We start from the raw sequence: 21,061 nt of genomic DNA on the forward strand, positions 1-21,061 counted from the left end.
GACCGCCGCGGGCTTCGTCGTGCTCAAGCGGCGCTGGGTGGTCGAGCGCAGCTTCGCCTGGATCATGAAGTGCCGCCGCCTGGTGCGCGACTACGCGCAACTCACCGCCGTCGCCGAAGCCCTCATCACCATCGCCGCAACCGCCACGCTGCTCAGAAGATGGCAGTGACCCTTCTCAAACACGCTCTCACGCCCGCCGCTCGCGCGGCCTTCAGGGCTTCCGCCGCGCTCATAGTCGTCCGCTCCACCCGGGCATGCCCGTTTTTTCCGGCTCGGATCGAGGCGGGCAATTTGCGTCCGCACCGTCCGCATCGGTCTCGCCGTTGGATTTCAACGGATTGCTGCGGACGGTTGCACCGTTGCCGCCCATTGCAGTGTCCGCAGGAGCGGCGACCGTCCGCGCCGATGGTGCTGCGAAGCCGTTGGCCGGATTGTTTTTCGGCCGAATCGCGGACGTTGCGGACGATGCGGACGGTTGTATCCCTCCGGTTTTTGGCGCGGATGATGGCCCCGCGATGCGGATGATCCGCGTGCGCGCCCGGCCTTCGCGCTCGAAGCCGATCTCGATGCCGATTTTGCGCAGGAAGGTCGCCGCCCGGCGCAAGCGGCCTGCGAGCGCCCGCGGGCTGTCCGGCCAGGTCTTGGACTTGGAAATGCGCTCGCCCGCCATTTCGGCCAGGGCGCCCAGAAGCTCCGAGGCGGTTCCCGTCCACTCCGTCCGCGCCGCCGTCAGCGCCCGCACCGCGGCGGCGATCGGGTCGGCTTCGATCACCCCCTCGACCGCCTCGTCGCGATTGCCGCAGTAGGCCGACCAGAACGTGCCGGTGGGCCATAGCGCAGTTTCGCAGGCCGAGGCCCACAACGCGAAGTCCGCCATGCGTGGGAGCTTGTTGAGTCTCGTTTGCGGCAGCATCGCCAGACCCTTCGCGACTGCATCGAGCAGCGCGCCGAGGATGCGTGGGCGCTCGGCCTCGAACGCTGCCCACAATTCCTGCTCGGGTCGCCGGCGTTCCTCGGGGATCGGATCGAGCGTGAGAAACAGGGCTCGGTCGGCGAGGTCGGGCCGCGCGACGATGTCCTCGATACCGTTGAGGATCACCGGGCGCGACGCATCGAACAGCATCTCGTCCTGATCGGTATAGAGCTGGCGCACCGCGAAGCCGCCGCCGGTGGCAAGGCGGCAAAGCGTGTCCGAGATCCACGCCGGCAAGCCCGATACGTTGTCGAAGGCAAGGACATGGCCGTTGCCGGCGGCGATGAACAGGTCGCGATCTTCTCGCGGCAACGCCCGTAACGGCGCGGTGTTCGGATCGAGCAGCGCCCTTAGGATCGCCGAGAAGGTGGACTTCGCCGAACCCTGTTCGCCTGAGAGCACCAGCACCGGATAGGGACCGCGATGGCGCAGGCAAGCCAAAGCCCAGGCGACCACCAGCTCGAAATCAGCGTCGGAGCGGACATTGAGGAACGATCGCAGCGTCGCGACCGAACCGCCGAGAACCGGCAACGGCAGGGCCAGCATGCCGGGCGCACGGCGAAAACGCACCGGCGGATTTTCGATCACCCGCCAGCCGGCGGCGTCGATCTCCACCGCCCGCCATGTCTCGTCGCCAAGGTCGAGATAAAGACAGTCAATAAGCGCAGCGACGCGAACATGAACGGTGCGCTCCGGCGCGTCGAAATGCGCCTTGGCCTCGATCACGTTCAACACCGATTGCAGCGCCTCCGAACTTGGCGCGCCGCCCGTTGCCTCGAAATAGCGGCGGGCGAGCCACCGGCGGAAACCCCTGTGGCGGATCGGCCAGGTTTCCCGATGGCCGTTGATGTCGAGGTCGGCGAAGCCGGTGCCGTCTGGCGTATGGAACAGATCGGCAGATTGCGCCAGCTCGATCAGGATGTCGGCCTGCGTCGGCCCGCGCCCGCCCGGCTCGCCGCTTTCCTCGGCGATCGCGTCGTCCAGCGCCGTCACCCGGCATCCAGCCTTCTTCAATTGCGCCCGCAGAGCCTCGAACGCGGCGCGATCGTCTCGCTTAAGTTCGGCGAGGCGTTCGAGCACCTCCGGTGCGAAGGCGGCGCCGGGATCGGCGGCTGTCCTTTCGACGAGGCCTTCCAGCGGGTCGCGAACCTCCTCGGCGGCATCGATGGCCGCGCAGATCGGATCGTCATTGTCGCCATTGTCCAAGGAGCCCATTGCGCCGCCTCCTCGATGCAAGGCGTGCGGCGCATCAGCAGGTCGTTGAAGTCCATACCTTGCGGCGGGCGGGCAATGCGCACGCGCCGGCCCTCTCGCTTCCAGCGCCAGGCGCAATCCTGCGCCGCCGTTTCGCCGGCTTCGTCGCCATCGGCGAGCACGATCACGTCGCGGACCTCGCGCGACAGGTCGAGGGCGCGAAGGCCCGATGTCGAAAGCGCGGCCCAGGCCGGACGACCGCTCGCCTGCTGCGCAGCCAGGCACGTCTCGATGCCTTCGCCGACCATCAGCACGTCACGCGGCTCGGCGAGGCGCACCGCGCCGCCGCGGCACGGCCCGAGCATCACCTTCGCCGGCTCAACCGGCGCTTTCGCGCTTCCGTCGCGTGCCAGGAACGTGCGGTGAATACCGATCGGGTTGCTGTCAACGCCGTGCGTCACCAGCGCCACCATCGCCGGCCAAACGCCGCCAGAAGGATGCTTCAGCCCGGCATGGAAGCGGATCGACGGCGGGATCGGAATGGCAAGGCCGCGCGATCCGAGATAAGTCTCGACTAGCGTCCCCTCGGCCGATTGCGCGCCACGCCAGAGGGCGAGCGCCGCTTCCGTTCGCTTGATGGCATCGCAATCGGGTCCGGCTGGCAGCGGTCGATCGGGCTTGCGGGAAAAGCGGTTTGGCCGTCGCGCGTCCGCGTCCCAGACGCCGCGCGCCCGAAGCGCGGCGATCACGTCGCGCTGATCTCATCCGGCATGGCAGCGCACGAGCACCTTGCCGTCGCGGGCGTCGGCGATCGAGAGGCTCGGTGCACGGTCGTCATGCGCCGGGCAGCGCGCCATCCACGCCGCACCCGCCTTGCGTCCGCCGAGCGCCCTGGCAATGGCTTCAGCGGTCATGGCGCACCTCGCAGTCGTTCGATTTGGAGGGCGCCTCATTATCGTTGGCCGCGGTCCGCTCGGCGTTCGACCATTCGGCAAGAACGGCAAAGAAGCCGGTGACGTTCTCGACGATCTGCCGGGCGTCTTCGCAACTCACGTCGCGGCCGAGGCGCGAACGCCAGAGCCTACGCGTCTGTTCGATCAAGTTGTCGTTTGCGGGTGATGGTTTCATCCGAAGACCTCACGGCCGGCGTCTCGCCGCTCCGTGCTCCTGGCCTCCGGTCTCGGAATCCCACCGATGACGCTGGACCGTAAGTGATCTGCATCTTCGGCGTCCCCGTCGCAGGGATCGCCGGTCGAACCGCCGTCAGTGCGGTACTTCCTCCGCGGGGATCGTGAACTTGTGGCTTTTGCCGGCGCGGATGACGAGGTGGCGCTTGCCGCCATTACCGACCTCGCAGGCGATCGAATAATCGAAGAAGCCGTGCTTCAGACCATCGATGACAAGCCCTTCCAGACGATCGAGCGCCTCGCGAACCTGTCCACGGGCGACTCGTTGAGACGAGGAAGCAATCGATGCCTCAACCATTGTGCAGAAGCCCTTTCATGTCCTTGATGGTGGCGGCGAATGCCTGCGGGCGGACCGTGGCGGCATCGCCGTAGAAAGCCATCACGTCGTCGCGCCGGGTTGGCCGGTCCTGAAACACGAAGACCTTGCGCCGGCCCTCGGAACGAAGATCGAGCAGCTCGTATCCCGCGCAGCGCAGGAAACAGGCGAGATAGAAGTCGCGGGTCTCGAACGCGGTTAGCCGCTCTTCGCCCGGCAGTATCGCTTGTTCAGTTGACACTCAACGGTCCCCTTAAAAAAGTGTCAGAAGCCTTCGGTCAGAAGCCGCTGGCGCGGCACGACACGGTGCAGCAGCCCGAGCTTTTCGAGCCGGATGCGCATCGCGATCGGCGACACAAGGAAGCGCTCGGCAAACGGCCGGGCGAAGCCATCCAGCACCCGATCTTCATCGTCGTCGAAATCGCGACCGATCTCGACTCAGGGATGTTCGATCGGCGTTTCCGGTTGCAGAACGCGCTGCTTGCGGTCGGGAAACGCCTCGTCCCAAGCGGCAAAGACCATCTTGCGCGGCATCAGCAGGCACGAAGCGTAGTAATCCGCCTGCCACTCCACCCGCTCCTTGGCTTGGCTTGAGCGGCAGATGACGGTTGGTCGCGGACGATCGACCAAGAGCGAACCTTGATCTCGGGTTGGACGGACCAGCGGCCGGTGCAGGCGCCAATGGCCACCGCCTTAATGGGCGAGCGTGAACCTGTAGCGCCCCTCGCGTTCGGGCCGTTCTTCGGGATCGAGGCTTTCGTCGATGACGATGCGGCCGGTTTCGAGCCAGATCGCGCCGAACATGTCCGGGTCGAGGCCGATCCCGCTGCGCGGAACATCGAGCAGCCGGTGCAAATCGTCGAGCTCGACATGAAGCTTCAGGTGCTTCTCGACGATATCCTCAATCGGGATCGGCGGGCGCACCTCGATCCCTTTGGCGCGAGCGAACTCGCCAAGCAGGGCCTCGGCGTCGCGCTCGATCACGTCATTGGGGATATAGGGCACTCGAAGGGTCATTCCTGTTCATTCTCATCTGCATCGTCGGTGCGCCGACCGGCGCCTACTTTTCCTTCGCCTTCTGTGCCTGCCGCGCCAGGCGGGCCATGTCCTCTGCCGTCAGCCCTCTTGCCGCCCGCAGGAAATCGGCCATTTCCCGCGGGCGCTCGCGGATGATGTCGGTCAGGTCGGATGCCACGCGGCCCGCCAGCGCCAGCAGCTCGTCGGCATCGTGATCGATGATCGCCGCGATCTTCCTCACCTTGTCCTCCGCCGGCGGCGGAAACTCGTCACGCTCTACCTTCGACAGATAGGTCGGGCTCACCCCGATCTTTTTCGCCATCTCCCGCAGCCCAATCTCCTTCGCCTCCCGCTGGCGGCGGATGAACGCGCCGAACTTTTCCCTCCCGGCCTTCATGGCTTCACGCTCCGTCGTCTGTTTAGGTGTCACTTCACACGCGATTCGCGGGCCGCTGTCAACCAACGACTAAACAGCGATCCAGGGACAATTCACGCCGCCAGCCGCATGTCCCAGATTTCTTCGAGAACGCGCCGAAAATGCGGTTCCGGGGCGAGGCACATGGTTCTATAAGCGTTCAGGAACGGCAGCCAAATCTCAGCTCAGGCCTCATTCGCCGTTTCGCCGGCCCCGTCGCAGGCGGGAGATGCTGCCGTATCCGCTGACAATTGAAGCAGTTGGCGAAGGGTGGCAACGGGTCACTTCCCGAATAGTGGTACAGTTCGGTGGAGGAAGCCGCTTGCGAGCGCACCCTTCGAGGTTCGTCGGAGCGAGTGGCTCGCGGCGATCATCGGGTACGAGCATGACCGGCATGTTCAAGCGCAGGCGTAGCCGGGTGTTCTTGTAACCTTACCCTGCTGCGCTCGGACGGAAGGACCGCGCGATGGAGCGCCGCTCCACCGCATGGCCCCTCGTCCAGCTCCAACTTGCGATCGAGATGATCTCGGTTCCCGTGTCCGACAGGATCGTCCCCGCCGTTCCATGAGCGTCTCCGCCAGCGCCTCGCGCATGCCGCAGAGGTCGAGACCAGGTTCGCCGGCCGCGTGCCACCGCCACGTCGCCATTTCGCTGGCCAGGTGCCTTTCGGCGGCTTCAAGCATCGGACGCAACCCTGGCGCGGCAGACCCGACCACCCCCTCGTCGTCGGCCGTGACGAAGTCTTCGGCTTCTGAACCGACTCGCGACCACTCGACGTCGTTGCTAACTCGGGTACGAACGTATACAATCGTGCGCAGAACGTGGGAGGGCGGAGATGCCGGGTTTCGATGTGGTTGTCGTCGGCGGCGGGAATGCCGCGTTCTGCGCAGCGCTTGCAGCCGAGGAACAAGGGGCGAAGGTCGCCGTTCTGGAGCGCGCGCCCGAAGAGGAGAGCGGCGGCAACAGCCGGTTCACGGCCGGCGCCATCCGCTTTGCCTATCGCGGCGTGGAGGACCTGCGCGAGGTCATGCCCGACCTGACGGAGGAGGAGATCGAGCGCACGGATTTCGGCACCTATACCGAGGACCAGTTCTTCGACGACATGTTCCGCGTCACGCGCTACCGCACCGATCCGGTGCTATGCGAACTTCTCGTCAGGCGCAGCTTCGAGACGATGAAGTGGCTGCGCGGCAAGGGTGTCCGCTTCCAGCCGATCTACGGAAGGCAGGCGTTCAACGTGGACGGCCGATTCAAGTTCTGGGGTGGGTTGACCGTCGAGGCATGGGGCGGTGGCCCCGGCCTCGTCGACACCGAGACCGAGATTGCCCGATCGAAGGGCATCGACATCCGCTATGGCTGCCGTGTGCTGGAGCTGCTCCACGATGGAGGGCGCGTGACCGGCGTGCGCGCGAAGCAGGCCGGACGCATTGTCGAGATCGCGGCAAAGGCCGTCGTGCTCGCCTCGGGAGGATTCGAATCTGATCCGGAACTGCGCGCCCGCTATCTCGGCCCCGGCTGGGAGCTCGCGCGGGTGCGTGGCACGCGCTTCAATACCGGCGACGGCATCGCGATGGCGCGCGCCATCGGTGCGGCCGCCTACGGCAACTGGTCGGGCTGTCATGCCGTCGGCTGGGACTTCAATGCACCGGAGTTCGGCGATCTTGCCGTCGGCGACGGCTTCCAGAAGCACTCCTATCCCTTCGGCATCATGGTCAACGCCAATGGCCGTCGCTTTGTCGACGAAGGGGCCGACTTCCGCAACTATACCTATGCCAAGTACGGACGGGTGATCCTCGAGCAGCCCGGAAACTTCGCCTGGCAGATATTCGACGCCAAGGTGACGCATCTGCTGCGCGACGAATACCGCATCAAGCAGGTCACGCGCGTCGTCGCCGACACGCTGGAGGAGCTTGCCGACAAGCTGGAGGGCGTCGATGCCGCCGCCTTCCTTGAGGAAGTTGCCGTCTACAATGCAGCGGTTTGCACCGAAATCCCGTTCAATCCCAACGTCAAGGACGGGCGCGCCACGCGCGGCCTCGCCGTGCCGAAATCCAACTGGGCCAACACGCTGGACCAAGGTCCGTTCCAGGCGTTCCAGGTCGGCTGCGGCATCACCTTCACCTTCGGCGGGCTGCGCATCAACGAGGATGCGCAGGTTCTGGATGTCGATCTCGCGCCGATCGGCGGTCTGTTCGCTGCCGGCGAGATCGTCGGCGGCCTGTTCTACTTCAACTATCCGGGCGGCACCGGGCTGATGTCCGGCGCCGTGTTCGGTCGCATCGCCGGCACCTCGGCGGCAAGGACAGCCAGGGCCGCTTGAAGGCGGCGGGACGGCATGACGGGCACGGCGCAATGGATGACGGCAGCCGATACGATCTGATCGTGCTGGGAAGCGGCGCTGCCGGCCTCACCGCTGCGCTCACGGCGCGCCTCGCGGGCCTGAGCTGTCTCGTGCTCGAACATGCCGAAACCATCGGTGGAACCAGCGCGCGCTCCTCCGGCACGGTCTGGATCCCCGCCAACCATCACCTCGAGGCGCGCGGCGTTCACAACGACCGCACCGCCGCCGAGACCTATCTGGCCTCGCTGGTTGGCGACCGTGGCGAGGCGGCGATGTGGCGCGCCTTCCTCGATGCCGCGCCGAAGATGCTGTACGATCTGGAATCGCGTTCGGGCCTTGCCTTCCGGCCGTTCATGGCTGCGCCCGACTACCGGCAGGATCATCCAGGCGCTGCTTCGGGCGGGCGGGCACTCGAACCTCCCCCCTTCGACGGCCGGTTGCTTGGCGCCAATTTTGCGCTGCTTGAACCGCCCCTGCCTGAGCTGATGCTGTTCGGCGGAATGATGGTAACGCGCGCCGAAGCGGCGGAGCTGCTACGCGCCGACCGCGCACCGCGCGCCGCGTGGCTTGGCCTCAGACTCATCGCGCGCTACCTCAGCGATCGGCTCCGCCACCACCGCGGCACGCGGCTGGTGCTCGGCAACGCGCTCGTTGCCCACCTCTTCTTCCGCTGCCGCGACACCGGAGTGGAGGTGTTGACAGCCGCGAGGCCGGACGACCTCGTGATCCAGGACGGCCGGGTCGGCGGCGTGCGCTTCACGCATGCCGGTATCGAGCGCATGGCGCATGCGCGCCGCGGCGTGGTCATGGCCGGCGGCGGCTTCCCGGCCAATCGGCAATGGTGCGAGGAGCAGCTGCCTAAGCCCGCGCCCGACCACAGTGTGGCCGCGCCCGGCTGCGACGGCAGCACGATTGCACTGGCGCTCGCTGCCGGCGGTACGCTCGGACCGTCGGGGCTCGACAATGCCTTTTGGTTCCCGGGCTCGGTGATGATCCGGCCGGATGGCTCAACCGCCCTATGGCCGCACATCGTGCTTGACCGGCCGAAGCCCGGTCTCATCGCGGTCGACCGCACGGGCCGGCGCTTCGTCAACGAGGCCGTCTCCTACCACGAGTTCGTGCGCGCGATGTATGCGACGGGGGCAGTTCCGGCCTGGCTCATCTGCGACCGCGCCTTCATCCGGCGCCATGGTCTGGGCCTGATCCGGCCTCGCAGCCCGAAACTCGCGCACTATGTGCGCAACGGTTATCTCAAGGAAGCGGACTCCATCGCCGGACTGGCAGCGCGGATCGGCATTCCGGCCGACGCGCTGGCCGCAACCATTGAGCGTTGGAACAACTTTGCCGCAAGCGGCAAGGATCCGGATTTCGGCAAGGGCGAGTCGATCTACGACAGGGCCGGCGGCGATCCCGATGTCCGGCCGAACCCTTGCGTCGGTCCGATCACAGTGCCGCCCTTCCATGCCGTCGAGATTGCACCGATGCCCCTCGGCACCAGCCGGGGCCTGCGCGCGGATGTCAATGCGCGCGTGCTCGACCGCGACGGCAAGCCGATCCCCGGCCTGTATGTCTGCGGCAACGACATGCAGTCCGCCTTTGGCGGCGAGTATCCCGGGGCGGGCGCGCAGCTCGGTCAGGGCATGACATTTGGCTGGATCGCCGCCAACCACGCGGCCGGTGAACGGAACTGAGGAGAAGGTTCGGAAATGGCACTGCGCAAGGGTGGCGACCTGATCGCCGAGTTCCTGGTCAAGGAGAAGATGCCATACGTCTTCGGCATCTGCGGCCACGGCAATGTCGGGCTGCTCGATTGCCTCTACGAGGTGCGCGACGACGTGAAGCTCGTCTCGCCGCGCCACGAGCAGACTGCAGCCCACATGGCGGACGGATTCTTCCGGGTCAGCCACAGGCCCGCCGCCACGCTGACATCGACCGGGCCAGGCTCGGCCAACCTGATCATGGGCCTCGCCGTGGCGCAGACCGATTCCTCGGCCGTGTTCTCCATCACTGCCAACGTGCCGACCTCGCAGTTCAACCGCGGCCCCTTCCAGGAGCTGAACCACCACCACCAGGCGGATTTCAATAACGTGATCCGTCCGGTGGTGAAGCGCAGCTTCCAGCCGACGCGCGTGGAGATGTTGCCGCTCGCCATGCGGCAGGCTGCCCAGACCATGACCACGGGCCGTCCCGGTCCGGTCAATCTCGACGTGCCCTACAACCTCTTCGTCGAGAGCGCCGAGGTTAAGGAGGAGGCGCCGTGGAACGGCTTCGGCACCCGCCGCAGCGGCACATCGCCCGAAGACATAGCGACCGTGCTCGACTGGCTGCTCGCCGCCGAACGGCCCGTTCTGTTCGTCGGCCACGGCGTGACGCTGTCGGAGGCCGGCAATGAGCTGACGGCGCTGGCCGAGCGCCTGTCGGTGCCCGTCATCTCGTCGCCGAACGGCATGGGCACGATCGACATGCGCCACGAGCTGTCCCTGGGCTTCATCGGGCGAAACGGCGCATATCCTGCCAATCAGGCCGGCCGTCATGCCGATCTGGTGCTCGCCATCGGCGTGCGATTCGATGACCGATCCGCCTCATCCTGGATTCCGGGCTATTCATGGAACTTTCCGCATACGCGGCTCGTCCACGTCGATCTCGACCATGCCGAGCTCGGCCGCAACTATCCGCCCGACCTTGCGATCCTCGCCGATGCTCGCACCTTCCTGCGCCAGCTCCTCGCCGGCGTCGATGCGCGCGGCATTCCGGAGGAACCGAGACTGCAGGCGTGGCATCAGGACATCGCTGGCTGGCGGACAGAATGGGAGGACTTCGTCCGGCCGGGCTTCGAGAGTCATGCGACTCCGATCCGGCCGGAGCGTATCGTTGCCGACTGCCGCGCGGTGCTGCCCGACGACGTCATCATCACGCTTGATTCCGGCGTCCACCACAACTGGTTCATGCAGTTCTGGCAGGCGAGACGACCGCAGTCGATGCTCAACACCTGGGGCTATTCGGGCATGGGTTTTGGCCCGAGCTCGGCGCTCGGCGCCAAGCTCGCAGCACCGGACCGGCCAGTCGTGTCGATCTGCGGTGACGGGGGCTTCACCATGGTGCCGCACGTGCTGTGCACCGCGGTGGAGTACGACATTCCGGTCGTCTGGGTGGTGTGGAACAACTTCGCCTGGGGTGCGATCCGCGATCTCCAGTATGCATACTTCGACAGTCGCGAATACGGCACAGCCTTCTACCACGGGCAAAACCGGGAACCCTACAATCCCGACTTTGCCGCCTGGGCGCGCGCGGCAGGCGTCGACGGCTACACCGTCACCCGCTCGCAGGATTTCGCCGGCGTGCTCGAAATGGCGGTCGCCGCCAACCGTCCGGCGCTGATCGACGTCCATGTCGACGCCAACATTCGCCCGCCGGCGACCGGCGCGTGGGAACTGCCGCCGATCCCGCCGAAGCAACCGGTGTTCGGCCGGCCATGGCGGCCCGGCGACCGCGACTGACATGGATCAACTAGGGAGGTCTACCGATGAGCAAGCCTTACGAGGCCAGCATCCGAAACATTGCCGAGGAGCCCTGGCAGCAGTTTCCCGACCATTTCGGCGGTGCGCTGTCCAAGGCATTGGTGCATCCCGACACGGTCGGCTCGCGCCAGCTTGACTACCGCATCTCCACCTACGCTCCGATGGCCTATGTGGCGAAGCATCAGCACAAGGTGCAGGAGCAGGTCTATCACGTCCTCGAGGGCGAGGGACTGATGGAAATCGGCGACGAGAAGCGGGTGGTGCGGCAACACGATGTCGTCTTCCTGCCGCCAGGCGTGCCGCATTCGATCCAGAACAGCGGGCTCGGCAACCTGACCTTCATCGTCGTCACGACACCGGTGAAGGACGCGTAAGACTCTCCCGTGACGGGATCGGGCGGCGGGCGTGCTTTCGACCGACGGTCCGGTGGCGCGTCGCCCGCTTCAGGCAAGGCATTCCTCAGCTCGCGAGCCGGCTGACGCTGCTGGCGCGCTGCGCCCGCGCCTCCTCGAAGCCTCGCCAGTTCTTGCTCTCGATCAGCTCGCGCGCGCACTCCTTGAGCTCGTTGGCCACCACAACCGCCGCAGCCGTCGACCGCTCTGGCGGCAGACGATGGAGATAGTTGCGGCGCCGGAAGCGCAGGTCCGAGAAGGACAGGCAGCGCCATTCCCGCCCGCGTGCGCCTTCCTGCATCACCGCGCCCATCGGCTTGATGGTCGCGCCCATGCCGCAGAACACGGCATTCATCAGCAGGGACAGCGAATCGATCTCGGCGACGACGTTGCTGGTCAGGCCGCGGTTCTCGAATTCGATGGCAATGCGCTGGCGCAGCCCGTGCGAGCCGGTTGGCAGGATCAGCGGCAGCTCCGCGGCCTCGGCGATCGTGATCGTCCTGCGATGCTGCGGCACCAGCGTTGAATGCGCTGGCAGCATCAGGAAAAGCTCCTCGATCATCAGCGGCTCGACGACGATCTCGGGCAGGTCCTCGCTGCTGAACAGCACCGCGAGGTCGAGCTGGCCCAGCCGCATGAGCTGGCCGATATGGCCGCTCATGCCTTCGACCACGTTGAGCAGGATCGCCGGATAGCGCTCGCGCACGCGGGTGACGAGCGGCAGGCCGATCGCGGCGACCGTGGTGGCAGGCAGGCCGACCGTGACCATGCCCTGCACGGCGGATTCGCTGCGCGCGATCGACAGTGCCTGGTCGAGCTGGCGCAACATGAACTTCGCATGATTGTAAAGGGCAAGCCCGTTCTCCGTCGGCGAAACGCCACGCGACGAGCGGTTGAGCAACGGCTTGCCGACGAGGCTCTCCAGCTTGGCCAGCTGCTGGCTTAGCGCCGGTTGCGCGATGTGCAGCAGGCTCGACGCCTTGGAGAGGCTGCCGGCCTCGACGATCTGAACGAAATAGCGAAGCTGACGGATGTCCATGCGACAGTGAAACTCCGGTTGTTGGTATAAGTTTGGCTTATACCAGCTTCCCTATTCCATATTTCCGCTCGCGGAAAGGGCCTTCTACACTGCCTGAAAAGGATCGTCCGGGCGCAGTTGCATTCGATGCCACGGCGCCAAGCGGTGCGATTCGGCGCATGACACGTCACGTCAGGGAGGAATGACGATGAAGATTTCCGACAGCGGTGCACCGCACGCGTCCGGATACTGGTCCAGGCGCGATGCCCTGAAGGCGGGCGCCGGCGCGGCGGCCGTAGGGTTGCTCGGGTTCCCGGCCATCGTGCGGGCTCAGCCCAAGGCGATTCGAATCGGCCACCTCACCCCGATGACCGGCTTTCTCGGCACGCTGGGCGAGTATGCCGTGCAGGGCATCCAGATGGCTGCGGAGGAGATCAACGCCGCCGGCGGCGTCAACGGTCGTCAGATCGACGTCATGTCCGAGGATTCGATTAATCCCGAGAACGCGGCCACCAAGGCCCAGCGCATGATCGAGCGCGATGGCGTCGACTTCATCGCCGGCGAGATCAGTTCCGCCTCCGCGCTTGCCATCTCTCAGGTCGCAGCGCGCCATCAGAAGCTGTTCATCGCTGTCGGCCCGCGCTCGGACGTTCTGCGCGGGGCAAACTGCAGCAAGTACATGTTCTGCATCGACATCCCGAACACGGTGATGGTCAATGCCGTCGGCAGCGCGCTCAAGCGTGACGGCATGGTCGACGGCAAGAACTTCTATACCCTGACGGCCGATTACGTATTCGGCCACGACCTTCTCGCGGCGGCCAAGAACTTCTTCGCCGCCAACAATGCGACGCTGATCGGCAACGAGCTGATCGCCACCGACGTCACCGATTTCAGTCCGTTCCTGATCAAGGTCCGTCAGGCGCGGCCCGACATCGTCTGCCTCAACCTCGCCGGCAACCAGGTGACGAACTTCATCAAGCAGTACGCCGAGTTCGGGCTGCCGTACCCGACGGTCGGTTTCAACCTCAATACGGCCGACGCCTGGGCGGCCGGTGTCGGCAACCTGACGGGTACGTGGCCGACGGTGTGGTATCACACGCTGGACAACCCGCGCTCGAAGACCTTCGTCGAGGCATTCCAGGCCAAATACAATCGCCTGCCCGAGAATCATGCATGGATCTCCTACATCACACTGAAGATCATGGCGCAGGCGATGGGGGAGGTCGGCTCAGCCGAGACCCCAGCCCTGATCGAGTATCTGGAATCGGGCGCCGAGTTCGACATCCTCAAGGATCGGCCTGCCCATTTCCGCTCGTGGGACCATCAGCTCATCCAGGAAGCATATCCGTTCACGGTGAAGCCCGCGGGCGAGGCGGCCGACGTCTACGACATGATCGTGCTCGGCGACCCGGTTCCGGACGCCTCCGAGCCGCTTGAGAACATCTATCCAACGGCGCAGCAGAACACCTGCACGTTCTGAGCATCGACCAGTCGCGGGCGGTCCATGACGGTCCGCCCGCAGGTCGAACCTCGTGGACCCGATGATGCAATTCGTCTTCCTGCTGGAGCAGGTGGTCAACGGCCTCGTGCTCGGAGGCTACTACCTGCTCATCGCCCTCGGCCTGTCGCTGATCTTCAGCGTCGGCGGCATTGTCAATCTTGCGCACGGCGCCTTCTATGCGCTCGGCGCCTATCTGTCGATCACCATCAGCCGCTGGCTGGGCTTCATGCCCGGCATCGTGATCTCGCCCGTGCTCGTCGCGATGCTTGGCATCGTCTTCGAGCGCCTGATCCTGCGACGCTTCTATCGCGAGGATCCGATCATCAGTCTCCTCGTCACATTCGGGCTCGCCATGGTGGCAGAGCAGGCGCTGCGCATGATCTGGGGCTCCGCGCCGCTGGTTCAGAACCTGCCCCCCGAGTTCCGCGGCCCGGTCATGCTCGGCGAATTCCTGTTCTCCCGCTACCGCCTGACCCTGCTCGCCGTGGTCGTGGTGGTGATGGCCGGTCTGTGGCTGCTCCTCAACAAGACGGCGTTCGGACGCGTCGTGCGCGCCGGCATCCAGCAGCCCGACATGGTCGCGGCGCTGGGTATCCGCCTCCAGCCTTACATGACGACGATCGTCATGCTCGGAGTCGGCCTCGCTGCGCTCGCAGGCGCGCTCTTCGCGCCGATCACCATCGTCCATCCGGCGATGGGCGCAGAAATCCTCACCATCGCCTTCGTCGTCGTAGTCATCGGCGGGCTCGGCAGCTTCTGGGGCGTCGTGCTCGCGGCGGTGCTGGTCGGCGTCGTGCGCGGCGTCACCATCCACTACGCGCCCGCCGCCGGCGAGGCATCCATGTATGTCCTGATGTTCCTCGTGCTGCTGCTGCGCCCGCGCGGCCTCCTCGGCGAGCCGATCGAGAAGTTCGAGAAATGAAGTCCAGACTTCTTGCCAAGTATCAGCCGCTGGTGATCGCCGCTGTCGGCCTGGCGGTGCTCCCCTTCGTTGTGCCGTGGTTCGGCCTGACGGTCAGCACGGCGACGGTGATCGTCGTCCTCACGATCGCCGCCCTCGGCCTGAACATGATGATGGGCTATGCCGGCCTCGTCTCGTTCGGCCATGCCGCCTGGTTCGGGATCGGTGGCTATGCTGCAGCGCTCGCCCAGCGTCACGTCCTTCCCGACCAGATCGTCCTGCCGATCCTGTGCGGCATGGCGTTCGTCGCGCTCCTGTCCGCGATCGTCGGCGCGGTGATGCTGCGCCGCCGCGGCGTCTACTTCGCCCTGATGACGCTGGCGCTCTGCGCGCTCACCTACACGATCTCCTTCCGTTGGACGGCCGTCACCGGCGGCGAAGATGGCCTCGGCGGCTTGCGGCGCGGCTCGATCGGGCCGTTCAGCCTCGACGTGCAGATGAACTACTACATCTTCGTCGCCCTTGTCGGTCTTGCCGCGCTTTACCTGCTCGTGCGCGTCGTCCACTCGCCGTTCGGCCACGTGCTGGTCGCCATCCGCGAGAACCAGGCGCGGGCGACGTTCCAGGGCTATCCGGTCCAGCGCTACAAGCTCGCGGTGTTCGTGCTGTCAGCCACCGTCACCGCGCTTGCCGGCGCGCTGTCGGGCTTCCAGCACTACATAGTGTCGGCCGAGGCGACCTCGATCGAGTTTTCCGGCGAACTTCTTGCCATGGTCGTCATCGGCGGGATGCACCATCACATCCTCGGCCCCGCCGTCGGCGTCATGTTCTACATCCTGTTCCGCGAGCTGTTCTCGATCTGGACGCAGGACTGGCTGTTCTGGTTCGGCCTGATCTTCGTCGCCTTCGTCATGTACTTGCCGGGTGGGATCGTCGGCATCGGCGCCCGGATTCGCGACCGTCTGCGGCCGCCGCCCGAGGAGGACGCGGCGATGAGTCGGCGCAGGATCTATCAAGGCCTGCCCGTGCCGGAGTTCCTGCGGCCACAGCGCCGCGAGGGCGCCGTGCTCGAGGTCGACGACGTGGCGAAGCGCTTTGGCGGCATCCAGGCCGTGAACGGCGCCAGGCTCGCCGTGGAGTCGGGGCAGATCCATGCGCTCATCGGACCGAACGGCGCCGGCAAGACAACATTGTTCAACTTGATTTCTGGCGCCTATGCGCCCGACCGCGGCACGGTCAGGCTCCATGGTCGGCCGATTCACGGGCTGTCTCCCGACGCGATCTGCCAGCAGGGGCTGGCCCGCTCGTTCCAGATCACCAACCTGTTCGAGGGGCTGTCGATCCTCGAGAACCTGCGTCTGTCCGCCCAGGCACGCCATCCAGGTCGCTTCAACTTCTGGCGCGACGTCGACAGCTACACGCAGGTGAACGCCGACACGGCCGAACTGATCCGCTTCCTTGGCCTAGAAGGCATCGAGGACATCAAGGGCAGGGACCTGTCCTATGGCGGCCAGCGGCTCGTCGATCTCGGCATCGCGCTCGCCTCGCGCCCGCAAGTGCTGCTGCTCGACGAGCCGCTGGCGGGCCTCGCCGCAGCCGAGCGCGAGCGCGTTTTCGACCTCGTGCGCACCGTGTCGTCGAACATCCCGGTGCTGCTCGTCGAGCACGATATCGACCGGGTGCTCGCCCTGTCACACCGGGTCACGGTTATGAACCAAGGCGAGGTGCTGGTCTCCGGAAGTCCCGAGGAAATCCGCAACGACCGGCGCGTGCAGGAAATCTACACCGGAAAGGGGGCGCATGCCCTCGCCGGGCGGCCGCCATGCTTGGTGAGCGGCAACGAGGTCGTCCTCTCGGCACAGAAACTCAACACCTTCTACGGCAAGAGCCATATCCTCAACGACGCGACGCTGGAGGTGCGCAAGGGCGAGATCGTCGCGCTGCTCGGCCGCAACGGCGCCGGCAAGTCGACGTTGCTGAAGTCTCTGGCCGGGCTGGTGCCACCGAAGTCGGGCAGCATCATCTTCGAGGGCCGCGAGATCGTCGGGCTGCCTGCCCATGAGGTCGCCCGTCTCGGAATCGGCTACGTGCCGCAGAATCGGGGTCTGTTCGCCGGCATGACGGTCGCCGAGAATCTCGAACTGGGGCGGCTCGCGCGTACCACCGAGTCGCGCGGCGGCGTGGTGTGGAGCGAGGAGCGCATCCTGGAGATGTTTCCGCGCCTTCGCGAGCGCCTGCACACCCATGCCGATTATCTCTCCGGTGGCGAGCAGCAGATGCTGTCCATCGCGCGGGCGCTCTCCGGCAATGTCAGACTGCTGCTGCTCGACGAGCCGTTCGAGGGTCTGGCACCGGCCGTCATCGACGAGCTGTTCGACGTGCTCGACCGGCTGCGCGCCGACCTGCCGATCATCGTCGTGGAGCACAATCTCGACCTCGTCCTGGCGCTCGCCGACCGGGTCTTCGCTCTCGAGCGCGGCGAGGTTTTCCATCAGGGGCCGGCCCACGCGCTGCTCACCGATCTCGAATACCGCAAGCAGATCCTGTGGCTGTGAACGAAGTACGGAAAGGTCCGGCCGTGAACGACACGACGACGAACGCCAACATTGCTGCTTCGCGACAGGCCGAGGCGCGGCTGCTGATCGCCGGACGCTGGGAGCAAGGTGAAGGCTCGCCGGTCCCGATCCTCGACAAGTTCCTGTTGTCGCAGATTGGCGAGGTGCGCCCGGCATCGGCCCGGCAGGTGGAGCTCATGGTGGAGTCGGCTGCCGCTGCCTTCCGCAAGGGGGCACCCATCGCCCACGAGCGCGGCGAGATCCTTTCCCGCGCGGCCGCGATTGTGGCGGCAAGACGCCGGGATTTTGTCGCCACGATGCAATCCGAAGCAGGTTTCACCATTGCCGACGCCGAGGGCGAGGTGACGCGCTGCCTGGAGACGTTGCGGCTTTCTGCCGAGGAGGCGCGGCGGCTGACCGGTGACATGCTGCCGTTCGAGGGGGCACCCGGCCAGGCCGGCCGCCTTGCCTTCACGCTTCGCGTGCCGCTCGGCGTCGTCGCCGCCATCACGCCGTTCAATTCGCCGCTCAACACCGTGGCGCACAAGGTTGCGCCGGCCTTCGCGGCCGGCAACGCGGTGATCCTCAAGCCCTCGACCAGCACGCCGCTGACGGCATGCCTTCTGGCCGAGGCGCTGGTCGAGGCCGGCCTGCCAACCGGCTTCCTCTCCGTCCTCCACGGAGGCGGCGAGGTGGCGCGCTTCCTCCTCGACAACGAGCAGGTGCGCTTCTTCGCCTTCACCGGCAGCACCGAGGTCGGCCGGATCATCCAGGCCGCGGCCGGCCTCAGACGCACGCAGATGGAACTCGGTTCCATCGCCTTCACCATCCTTGGCGAAGACGCCGATCTCGACCGCGCCCTGCCCAAGATCGTCAATGCCGGCTACCGCAAGGCCGGTCAGGTCTGCACGTCGGTACAGATTCTCCTCGTCCACGAGGCACGCCGCGCCGAGGTCGAGCGGCGCCTCGCCCCGATGGTCGCCGCGCTGCGCTGCGGCGATCCACGCGACCCGGCAACCTTTGTCGGGCCGCTGATTGGCGAGCGCGAGGCTGCGCGTGTCGAGGCCTGGATTGGTGAGGCGGTGGCGGGCGGGGCACGCCTGCTCGCCGGCGGCACGCGCAGCGGCCCGGTGGTGGCACCGACCCTGCTGACCGACATCCGTGCCGACATGAAGGTCGGATGCGCGGAAATCTTCGGACCGGTCATCTGTATCGCGCCGTTCGCGACGCTCGACGAGGCGATCGATCGCGTCAATTCCACACCATTCGGGCTGGCCACCGGGCTCTTCACCCAGCGGCTCAACGACGCCTTCGAGGCGGCTCGGCGGCTGGAGGTCGGCGGAGTGCACATCAACGAAACGTCGAGTGCCCGCGTCGACCTGATGCCCTATGGCGGCTCCAAGGACAGCGGCTTCGGGCGAGAAGGACCACACTACGCGATCCGCGAGATGACCGAGGAGCGCGTCGTCTCGATCTCCACCCGCTGAGAAGCGGCTGTTCCAACCAAACCGAGGAAAGCATGACCAGGAAGATCGCCTTCGTTTTCGGCGGCTCGCGCGGCATCGGCGCGGCTTGCGTGACGGCGCTGCGTGCCGACGGCTTCGACGTCGCCTACAGCTATGTGACCAATGCCCCCGTTGCCGCGGAAGACGGGCCTGGCAAGCGTGCCTTCCGGGCCGACATCAGCGATCCGGGCGATGTCGCCCGGTTCTTCGACGAGGCGGGCGCCGCGCTCGGCGGAGCGCCAGACTGCGTGGTCGCCAATGCCGGCATCAACGTTCCGCCGGTACCGCTGGCGCAGTTTCCGCCAGAGGATTTTCACCGACTCATGGAAATCAACGTCGTCGGCGCCTTCAACATCCTGTCGGAAGCGGCACGCAGGATTGCTGACAACGGCTCGATCATCGCGCTGACCACGTCGCTGGTGCGCCACGCTGTGCCGGGCGCCGGCCCCTACAGCGCCTCCAAGGCGGCGGTGGAATGCCTGGTGCGCTCCCTGGCGAAAGAGCTTGCCGGGCGGGGCATCCGCGTCAACGCCGTCGCGCCCGGTCCGGTAGACACCGACCTCTTCCGCACCGGCAAGGACGAGGCGGCGATCCAGCGGTCGGCGGGGCTCAGCCCGTTCAACCGCGTCGGCCGCCCGGAGGAGGTGGCGAACGTCGTGAGCTTCCTGGCGTCGCCGAAGGCGAGCTGGATTCACGGCCAGATCGTGCAGCCGAACGGCGGACTGATCTAGCCTCATCCGCCATTGCACAGCTGCCTCATGTCAACCGGCATGCAGGGGTCCGGTCTGGTCCGGCGCAGATGGGCTTCAGTAATGTCGGCACGCCGCGCGCCGCACGGCCGATTGCCCCGGCCACCGGAACGAAGACGATGGCGTCGTCGCCGACTGGATGTGACCGGCAATCCGTCTGCGCCGTGTCGCAGATCCGGGCGAGCGGCACCTGTTCAACAGTTTCTCATCAGCGAAGGTGGCGTTCGTCATATCGGTGCAGACGCCATTCGCCTCCTGGCCGGCGACCGCCGCCATGCGTTCGGCCGCATCGCTCAGGCGTGAAGGGCCGGGTCGCCTCCCGGCTTGCCCGGCGCTGGGCTCCGGCGCTCGGCAGCAACCTGTGGCGCGCGACCTGGACATCGACGAGCCGTGGTCTTCCGCGGCAGCGCAAAGAGCGGATCGGCCGTCGCCGGGCCGACAGTGAACCTACCCAGGGCCGCCGGACCGTCCTCCAGCCGCAGATGACATCGATGGAGCAGCAGATCGGACACCCTGCCCCTTGAAGTAGATCCGTCCGGGGACGCTCACCCAGGCCGTGAGGAACAATGTGCCGGCGCACGCAGTCGAGGTAGAACCGTCGCCGGTCGGCGTCATGACGCGCTCTCGTGCATGGCGGTGACAGACGGCAGGGAATTCAGCATACTCTTGTACGCATCCGGATACGCCAGTCTGCTCCGCTTGCACAGGCGCTGGGCTGCCTTAACGAACGGAGTTCCTGCCGAACTGGCATCGTGACAGCGCGGCACTCGGAGAACGGCGATGGCAAGACAGGCAAGAACCGCCCGGGACCGGGCCGAACCGCTGAGCACGATGGTGTATCGCAGCCTCGTCGACCGGCTCCGCGCGGGCACCCTCGCGCCCGGCAGCCGTCTGCGCGAGGAAGACATCGCCGCCGAAATGGGCGTCAGCCGCACGCCGGTGCGCGAGGCGCTGACGCGATTTCATGCGCGCGGCCTTGCTACGGCAAGCAGCTACGGTCTTACCGTCACCGAGCTCGATCGCCGGCAGGTGGGCGAGCTGTACGCGATGCGCGCCGTTCTCGAAGGAGCGGCCGCCCGCTTCGCGGCGGAGAATGCCTCGGCCGCCGACCTCGCCGCCATACGCCATGCAGCCGAAATCTTCGAGCAGGAGGCCCACGACGCAGCATCGCTCGCGCGAGCCAATGCGGCCTTCCATGAATCGATCTACCAGACCGCCCGCAACGACTACCTGATGCGGATGCTGGAGGATCTGAACGATTCGCTCGCGCTGCTGCCGCGCACCACCTTTCAGATTCCGGGGCGCAGCGAGGAAGCCAAGCGGGAGCACGCCGCCGTTCTCGACGCGATCGAGCGGCGCGACGCCGACGCTGCCGAGCAGGCGATGCGCAACCACATGCACAAGGCTCTGGTCGGCCGGCTGAAACTGCAGTTCTCGCTGGTCGCGCGGCCGGCATGAACGGCGCCAGGTATCCGCGTG

Annotated in this window: 21 protein-coding genes; 12 read left to right on the forward strand and 9 right to left on the reverse strand. The window is 66.3% G+C overall.

Annotation, left to right across the window (positions count from 1 at the left end):
- The coding region (locus EDC22_RS17970; RefSeq protein ID WP_165926949.1) for a transposase at positions 1-169 on the forward strand (169 nt) is incomplete at its 5' end.
- 60 nt (positions 170-229) lie between these two features.
- Here the strand turns inward: EDC22_RS17970 and EDC22_RS16210 are convergent.
- The 6 genes from EDC22_RS16210 to EDC22_RS16230 all read right to left on the reverse strand — a co-directional run bounded on the left by EDC22_RS16210 (position 230) and on the right by EDC22_RS16230 (position 3,911).
- Entirely contained in the window at positions 230-1,705 is a 1,476-nt protein-coding gene (locus tag EDC22_RS16210; protein ID WP_245499802.1) for a hypothetical protein, read from the reverse strand.
- A 278-nt stretch (positions 1,706-1,983) separates the two neighbouring features.
- Positions 1,984-2,916, reverse strand: a complete 933-nt coding sequence (locus EDC22_RS16215; protein WP_245499803.1) for a DUF7146 domain-containing protein — start codon at positions 2,914-2,916, stop codon at positions 1,984-1,986.
- Positions 2,917-2,928: 12 nt separating this feature from the next.
- Positions 2,929-3,081, reverse strand: a complete 153-nt coding sequence (locus tag EDC22_RS18130) for a hypothetical protein (RefSeq protein ID WP_245499804.1) — start codon at positions 3,079-3,081, stop codon at positions 2,929-2,931.
- Entirely contained in the window at positions 3,071-3,295 is a 225-nt protein-coding gene (locus EDC22_RS16220; RefSeq protein WP_132807726.1) for a hypothetical protein, read from the reverse strand. The genes EDC22_RS18130 and EDC22_RS16220 overlap by 11 nt, the downstream gene beginning before the upstream one ends.
- A 135-nt stretch (positions 3,296-3,430) precedes the next feature.
- Complete coding sequence (locus tag EDC22_RS16225) at positions 3,431-3,652, reverse strand: hypothetical protein (RefSeq protein WP_132807727.1); 222 nt, start codon at positions 3,650-3,652, stop codon at positions 3,431-3,433.
- The gene (locus tag EDC22_RS16230) at positions 3,645-3,911 is read right to left on the reverse strand and encodes a DUF5659 domain-containing protein (protein WP_132807728.1); all 267 of its coding nucleotides are present in this window, start codon (positions 3,909-3,911) and stop codon (positions 3,645-3,647) included. Before EDC22_RS16230 ends, EDC22_RS16225 begins: the two co-directional genes overlap by 8 nt.
- Here EDC22_RS16230 and EDC22_RS18135 point away from each other — a divergent pair.
- The gene (locus tag EDC22_RS18135) at positions 3,905-4,264 is read left to right on the forward strand and encodes a hypothetical protein (RefSeq protein ID WP_245499805.1); all 360 of its coding nucleotides are present in this window, start codon (positions 3,905-3,907) and stop codon (positions 4,262-4,264) included. The two genes, EDC22_RS16230 and EDC22_RS18135, sit on opposite strands and share 7 nt — an antisense overlap.
- 99 nt (positions 4,265-4,363) lie before the next feature.
- On the opposite strand, the gene EDC22_RS18140 is transcribed toward EDC22_RS18135, so the two are convergent.
- Positions 4,364-4,687: a hypothetical protein gene (locus EDC22_RS18140; RefSeq protein WP_245499806.1), complete on the reverse strand. Its 324-nt coding sequence runs from the start codon at positions 4,685-4,687 to the stop codon at positions 4,364-4,366.
- A gap of 43 nt (positions 4,688-4,730) precedes the next feature.
- Positions 4,731-5,084 carry a helix-turn-helix domain-containing protein gene (locus EDC22_RS16240; RefSeq protein ID WP_132807778.1) on the reverse strand — a complete coding sequence of 118 codons (354 nt, stop codon included), beginning with the start codon at positions 5,082-5,084 and terminating at the stop codon, positions 4,731-4,733.
- An 853-nt stretch (positions 5,085-5,937) separates the two neighbouring features.
- Between EDC22_RS16240 and tcuA the strand changes: the two genes are divergently transcribed.
- Genes tcuA through EDC22_RS16260 form a run of 4 tightly spaced genes read left to right on the forward strand, consistent with a single transcriptional unit; the run spans position 5,938 to position 11,335 of the window.
- Positions 5,938-7,422 carry an FAD-dependent tricarballylate dehydrogenase TcuA gene (gene tcuA / locus EDC22_RS16245; RefSeq protein ID WP_132807729.1) on the forward strand — a complete coding sequence of 495 codons (1,485 nt, stop codon included), beginning with the start codon at positions 5,938-5,940 and terminating at the stop codon, positions 7,420-7,422.
- A gap of 32 nt (positions 7,423-7,454) precedes the next feature.
- On the forward strand, positions 7,455-9,134 hold the full coding sequence (locus EDC22_RS16250; RefSeq protein ID WP_132807730.1) for an FAD-dependent oxidoreductase: 1,680 nt from the start codon (positions 7,455-7,457) through the stop codon (positions 9,132-9,134).
- Between the two features lie 15 nt (positions 9,135-9,149).
- Positions 9,150-10,940: a thiamine pyrophosphate-binding protein gene (locus tag EDC22_RS16255; RefSeq protein ID WP_132807731.1), complete on the forward strand. Its 1,791-nt coding sequence runs from the start codon at positions 9,150-9,152 to the stop codon at positions 10,938-10,940.
- A 26-nt stretch (positions 10,941-10,966) separates the two neighbouring features.
- Entirely contained in the window at positions 10,967-11,335 is a 369-nt protein-coding gene (locus EDC22_RS16260) for a cupin domain-containing protein (RefSeq protein WP_132807732.1), read from the forward strand.
- An 85-nt stretch (positions 11,336-11,420) separates the two neighbouring features.
- Here EDC22_RS16260 and EDC22_RS16265 read toward each other — a convergent pair whose 3' ends face one another.
- On the reverse strand, positions 11,421-12,392 hold the full coding sequence (locus EDC22_RS16265; RefSeq protein WP_132807733.1) for a LysR substrate-binding domain-containing protein: 972 nt from the start codon (positions 12,390-12,392) through the stop codon (positions 11,421-11,423).
- A 187-nt stretch (positions 12,393-12,579) separates the two neighbouring features.
- On the opposite strand from EDC22_RS16265, the gene EDC22_RS16270 reads away from it, so the two are divergent.
- The 6 genes from EDC22_RS16270 to EDC22_RS16295 all read left to right on the forward strand — a co-directional run bounded on the left by EDC22_RS16270 (position 12,580) and on the right by EDC22_RS16295 (position 21,040).
- Positions 12,580-13,851: an ABC transporter substrate-binding protein gene (locus EDC22_RS16270; RefSeq protein WP_132807734.1), complete on the forward strand. Its 1,272-nt coding sequence runs from the start codon at positions 12,580-12,582 to the stop codon at positions 13,849-13,851.
- Positions 13,852-13,915: 64 nt separating this feature from the next.
- Positions 13,916-14,794 (forward strand): branched-chain amino acid ABC transporter permease, encoded by an 879-nt coding sequence (locus EDC22_RS16275; protein ID WP_132807735.1) that lies wholly within the window; start codon positions 13,916-13,918, stop codon positions 14,792-14,794.
- Complete coding sequence (locus EDC22_RS16280; RefSeq protein WP_132807736.1) at positions 14,791-17,328, forward strand: branched-chain amino acid ABC transporter ATP-binding protein/permease; 2,538 nt, start codon at positions 14,791-14,793, stop codon at positions 17,326-17,328. Before EDC22_RS16275 ends, EDC22_RS16280 begins: the two co-directional genes overlap by 4 nt.
- A gap of 23 nt (positions 17,329-17,351) precedes the next feature.
- A complete protein-coding gene (locus EDC22_RS16285) occupies positions 17,352-18,815 on the forward strand; it encodes an aldehyde dehydrogenase family protein (protein ID WP_245499807.1) in 1,464 nt (487 codons plus the stop codon).
- Between the two features lie 32 nt (positions 18,816-18,847).
- Positions 18,848-19,564 (forward strand): SDR family oxidoreductase, encoded by a 717-nt coding sequence (locus EDC22_RS16290; RefSeq protein ID WP_132807737.1) that lies wholly within the window; start codon positions 18,848-18,850, stop codon positions 19,562-19,564.
- 798 nt (positions 19,565-20,362) lie between these two features.
- Positions 20,363-21,040 carry a GntR family transcriptional regulator gene (locus tag EDC22_RS16295; protein WP_132807738.1) on the forward strand — a complete coding sequence of 226 codons (678 nt, stop codon included), beginning with the start codon at positions 20,363-20,365 and terminating at the stop codon, positions 21,038-21,040.
- Positions 21,041-21,061 lie beyond the last annotated feature (21 nt).

It is taken from the genome of Tepidamorphus gemmatus (genome assembly GCF_004346195.1).
Lineage (GTDB): Bacteria > Pseudomonadota > Alphaproteobacteria > Rhizobiales > Tepidamorphaceae > Tepidamorphus > Tepidamorphus gemmatus.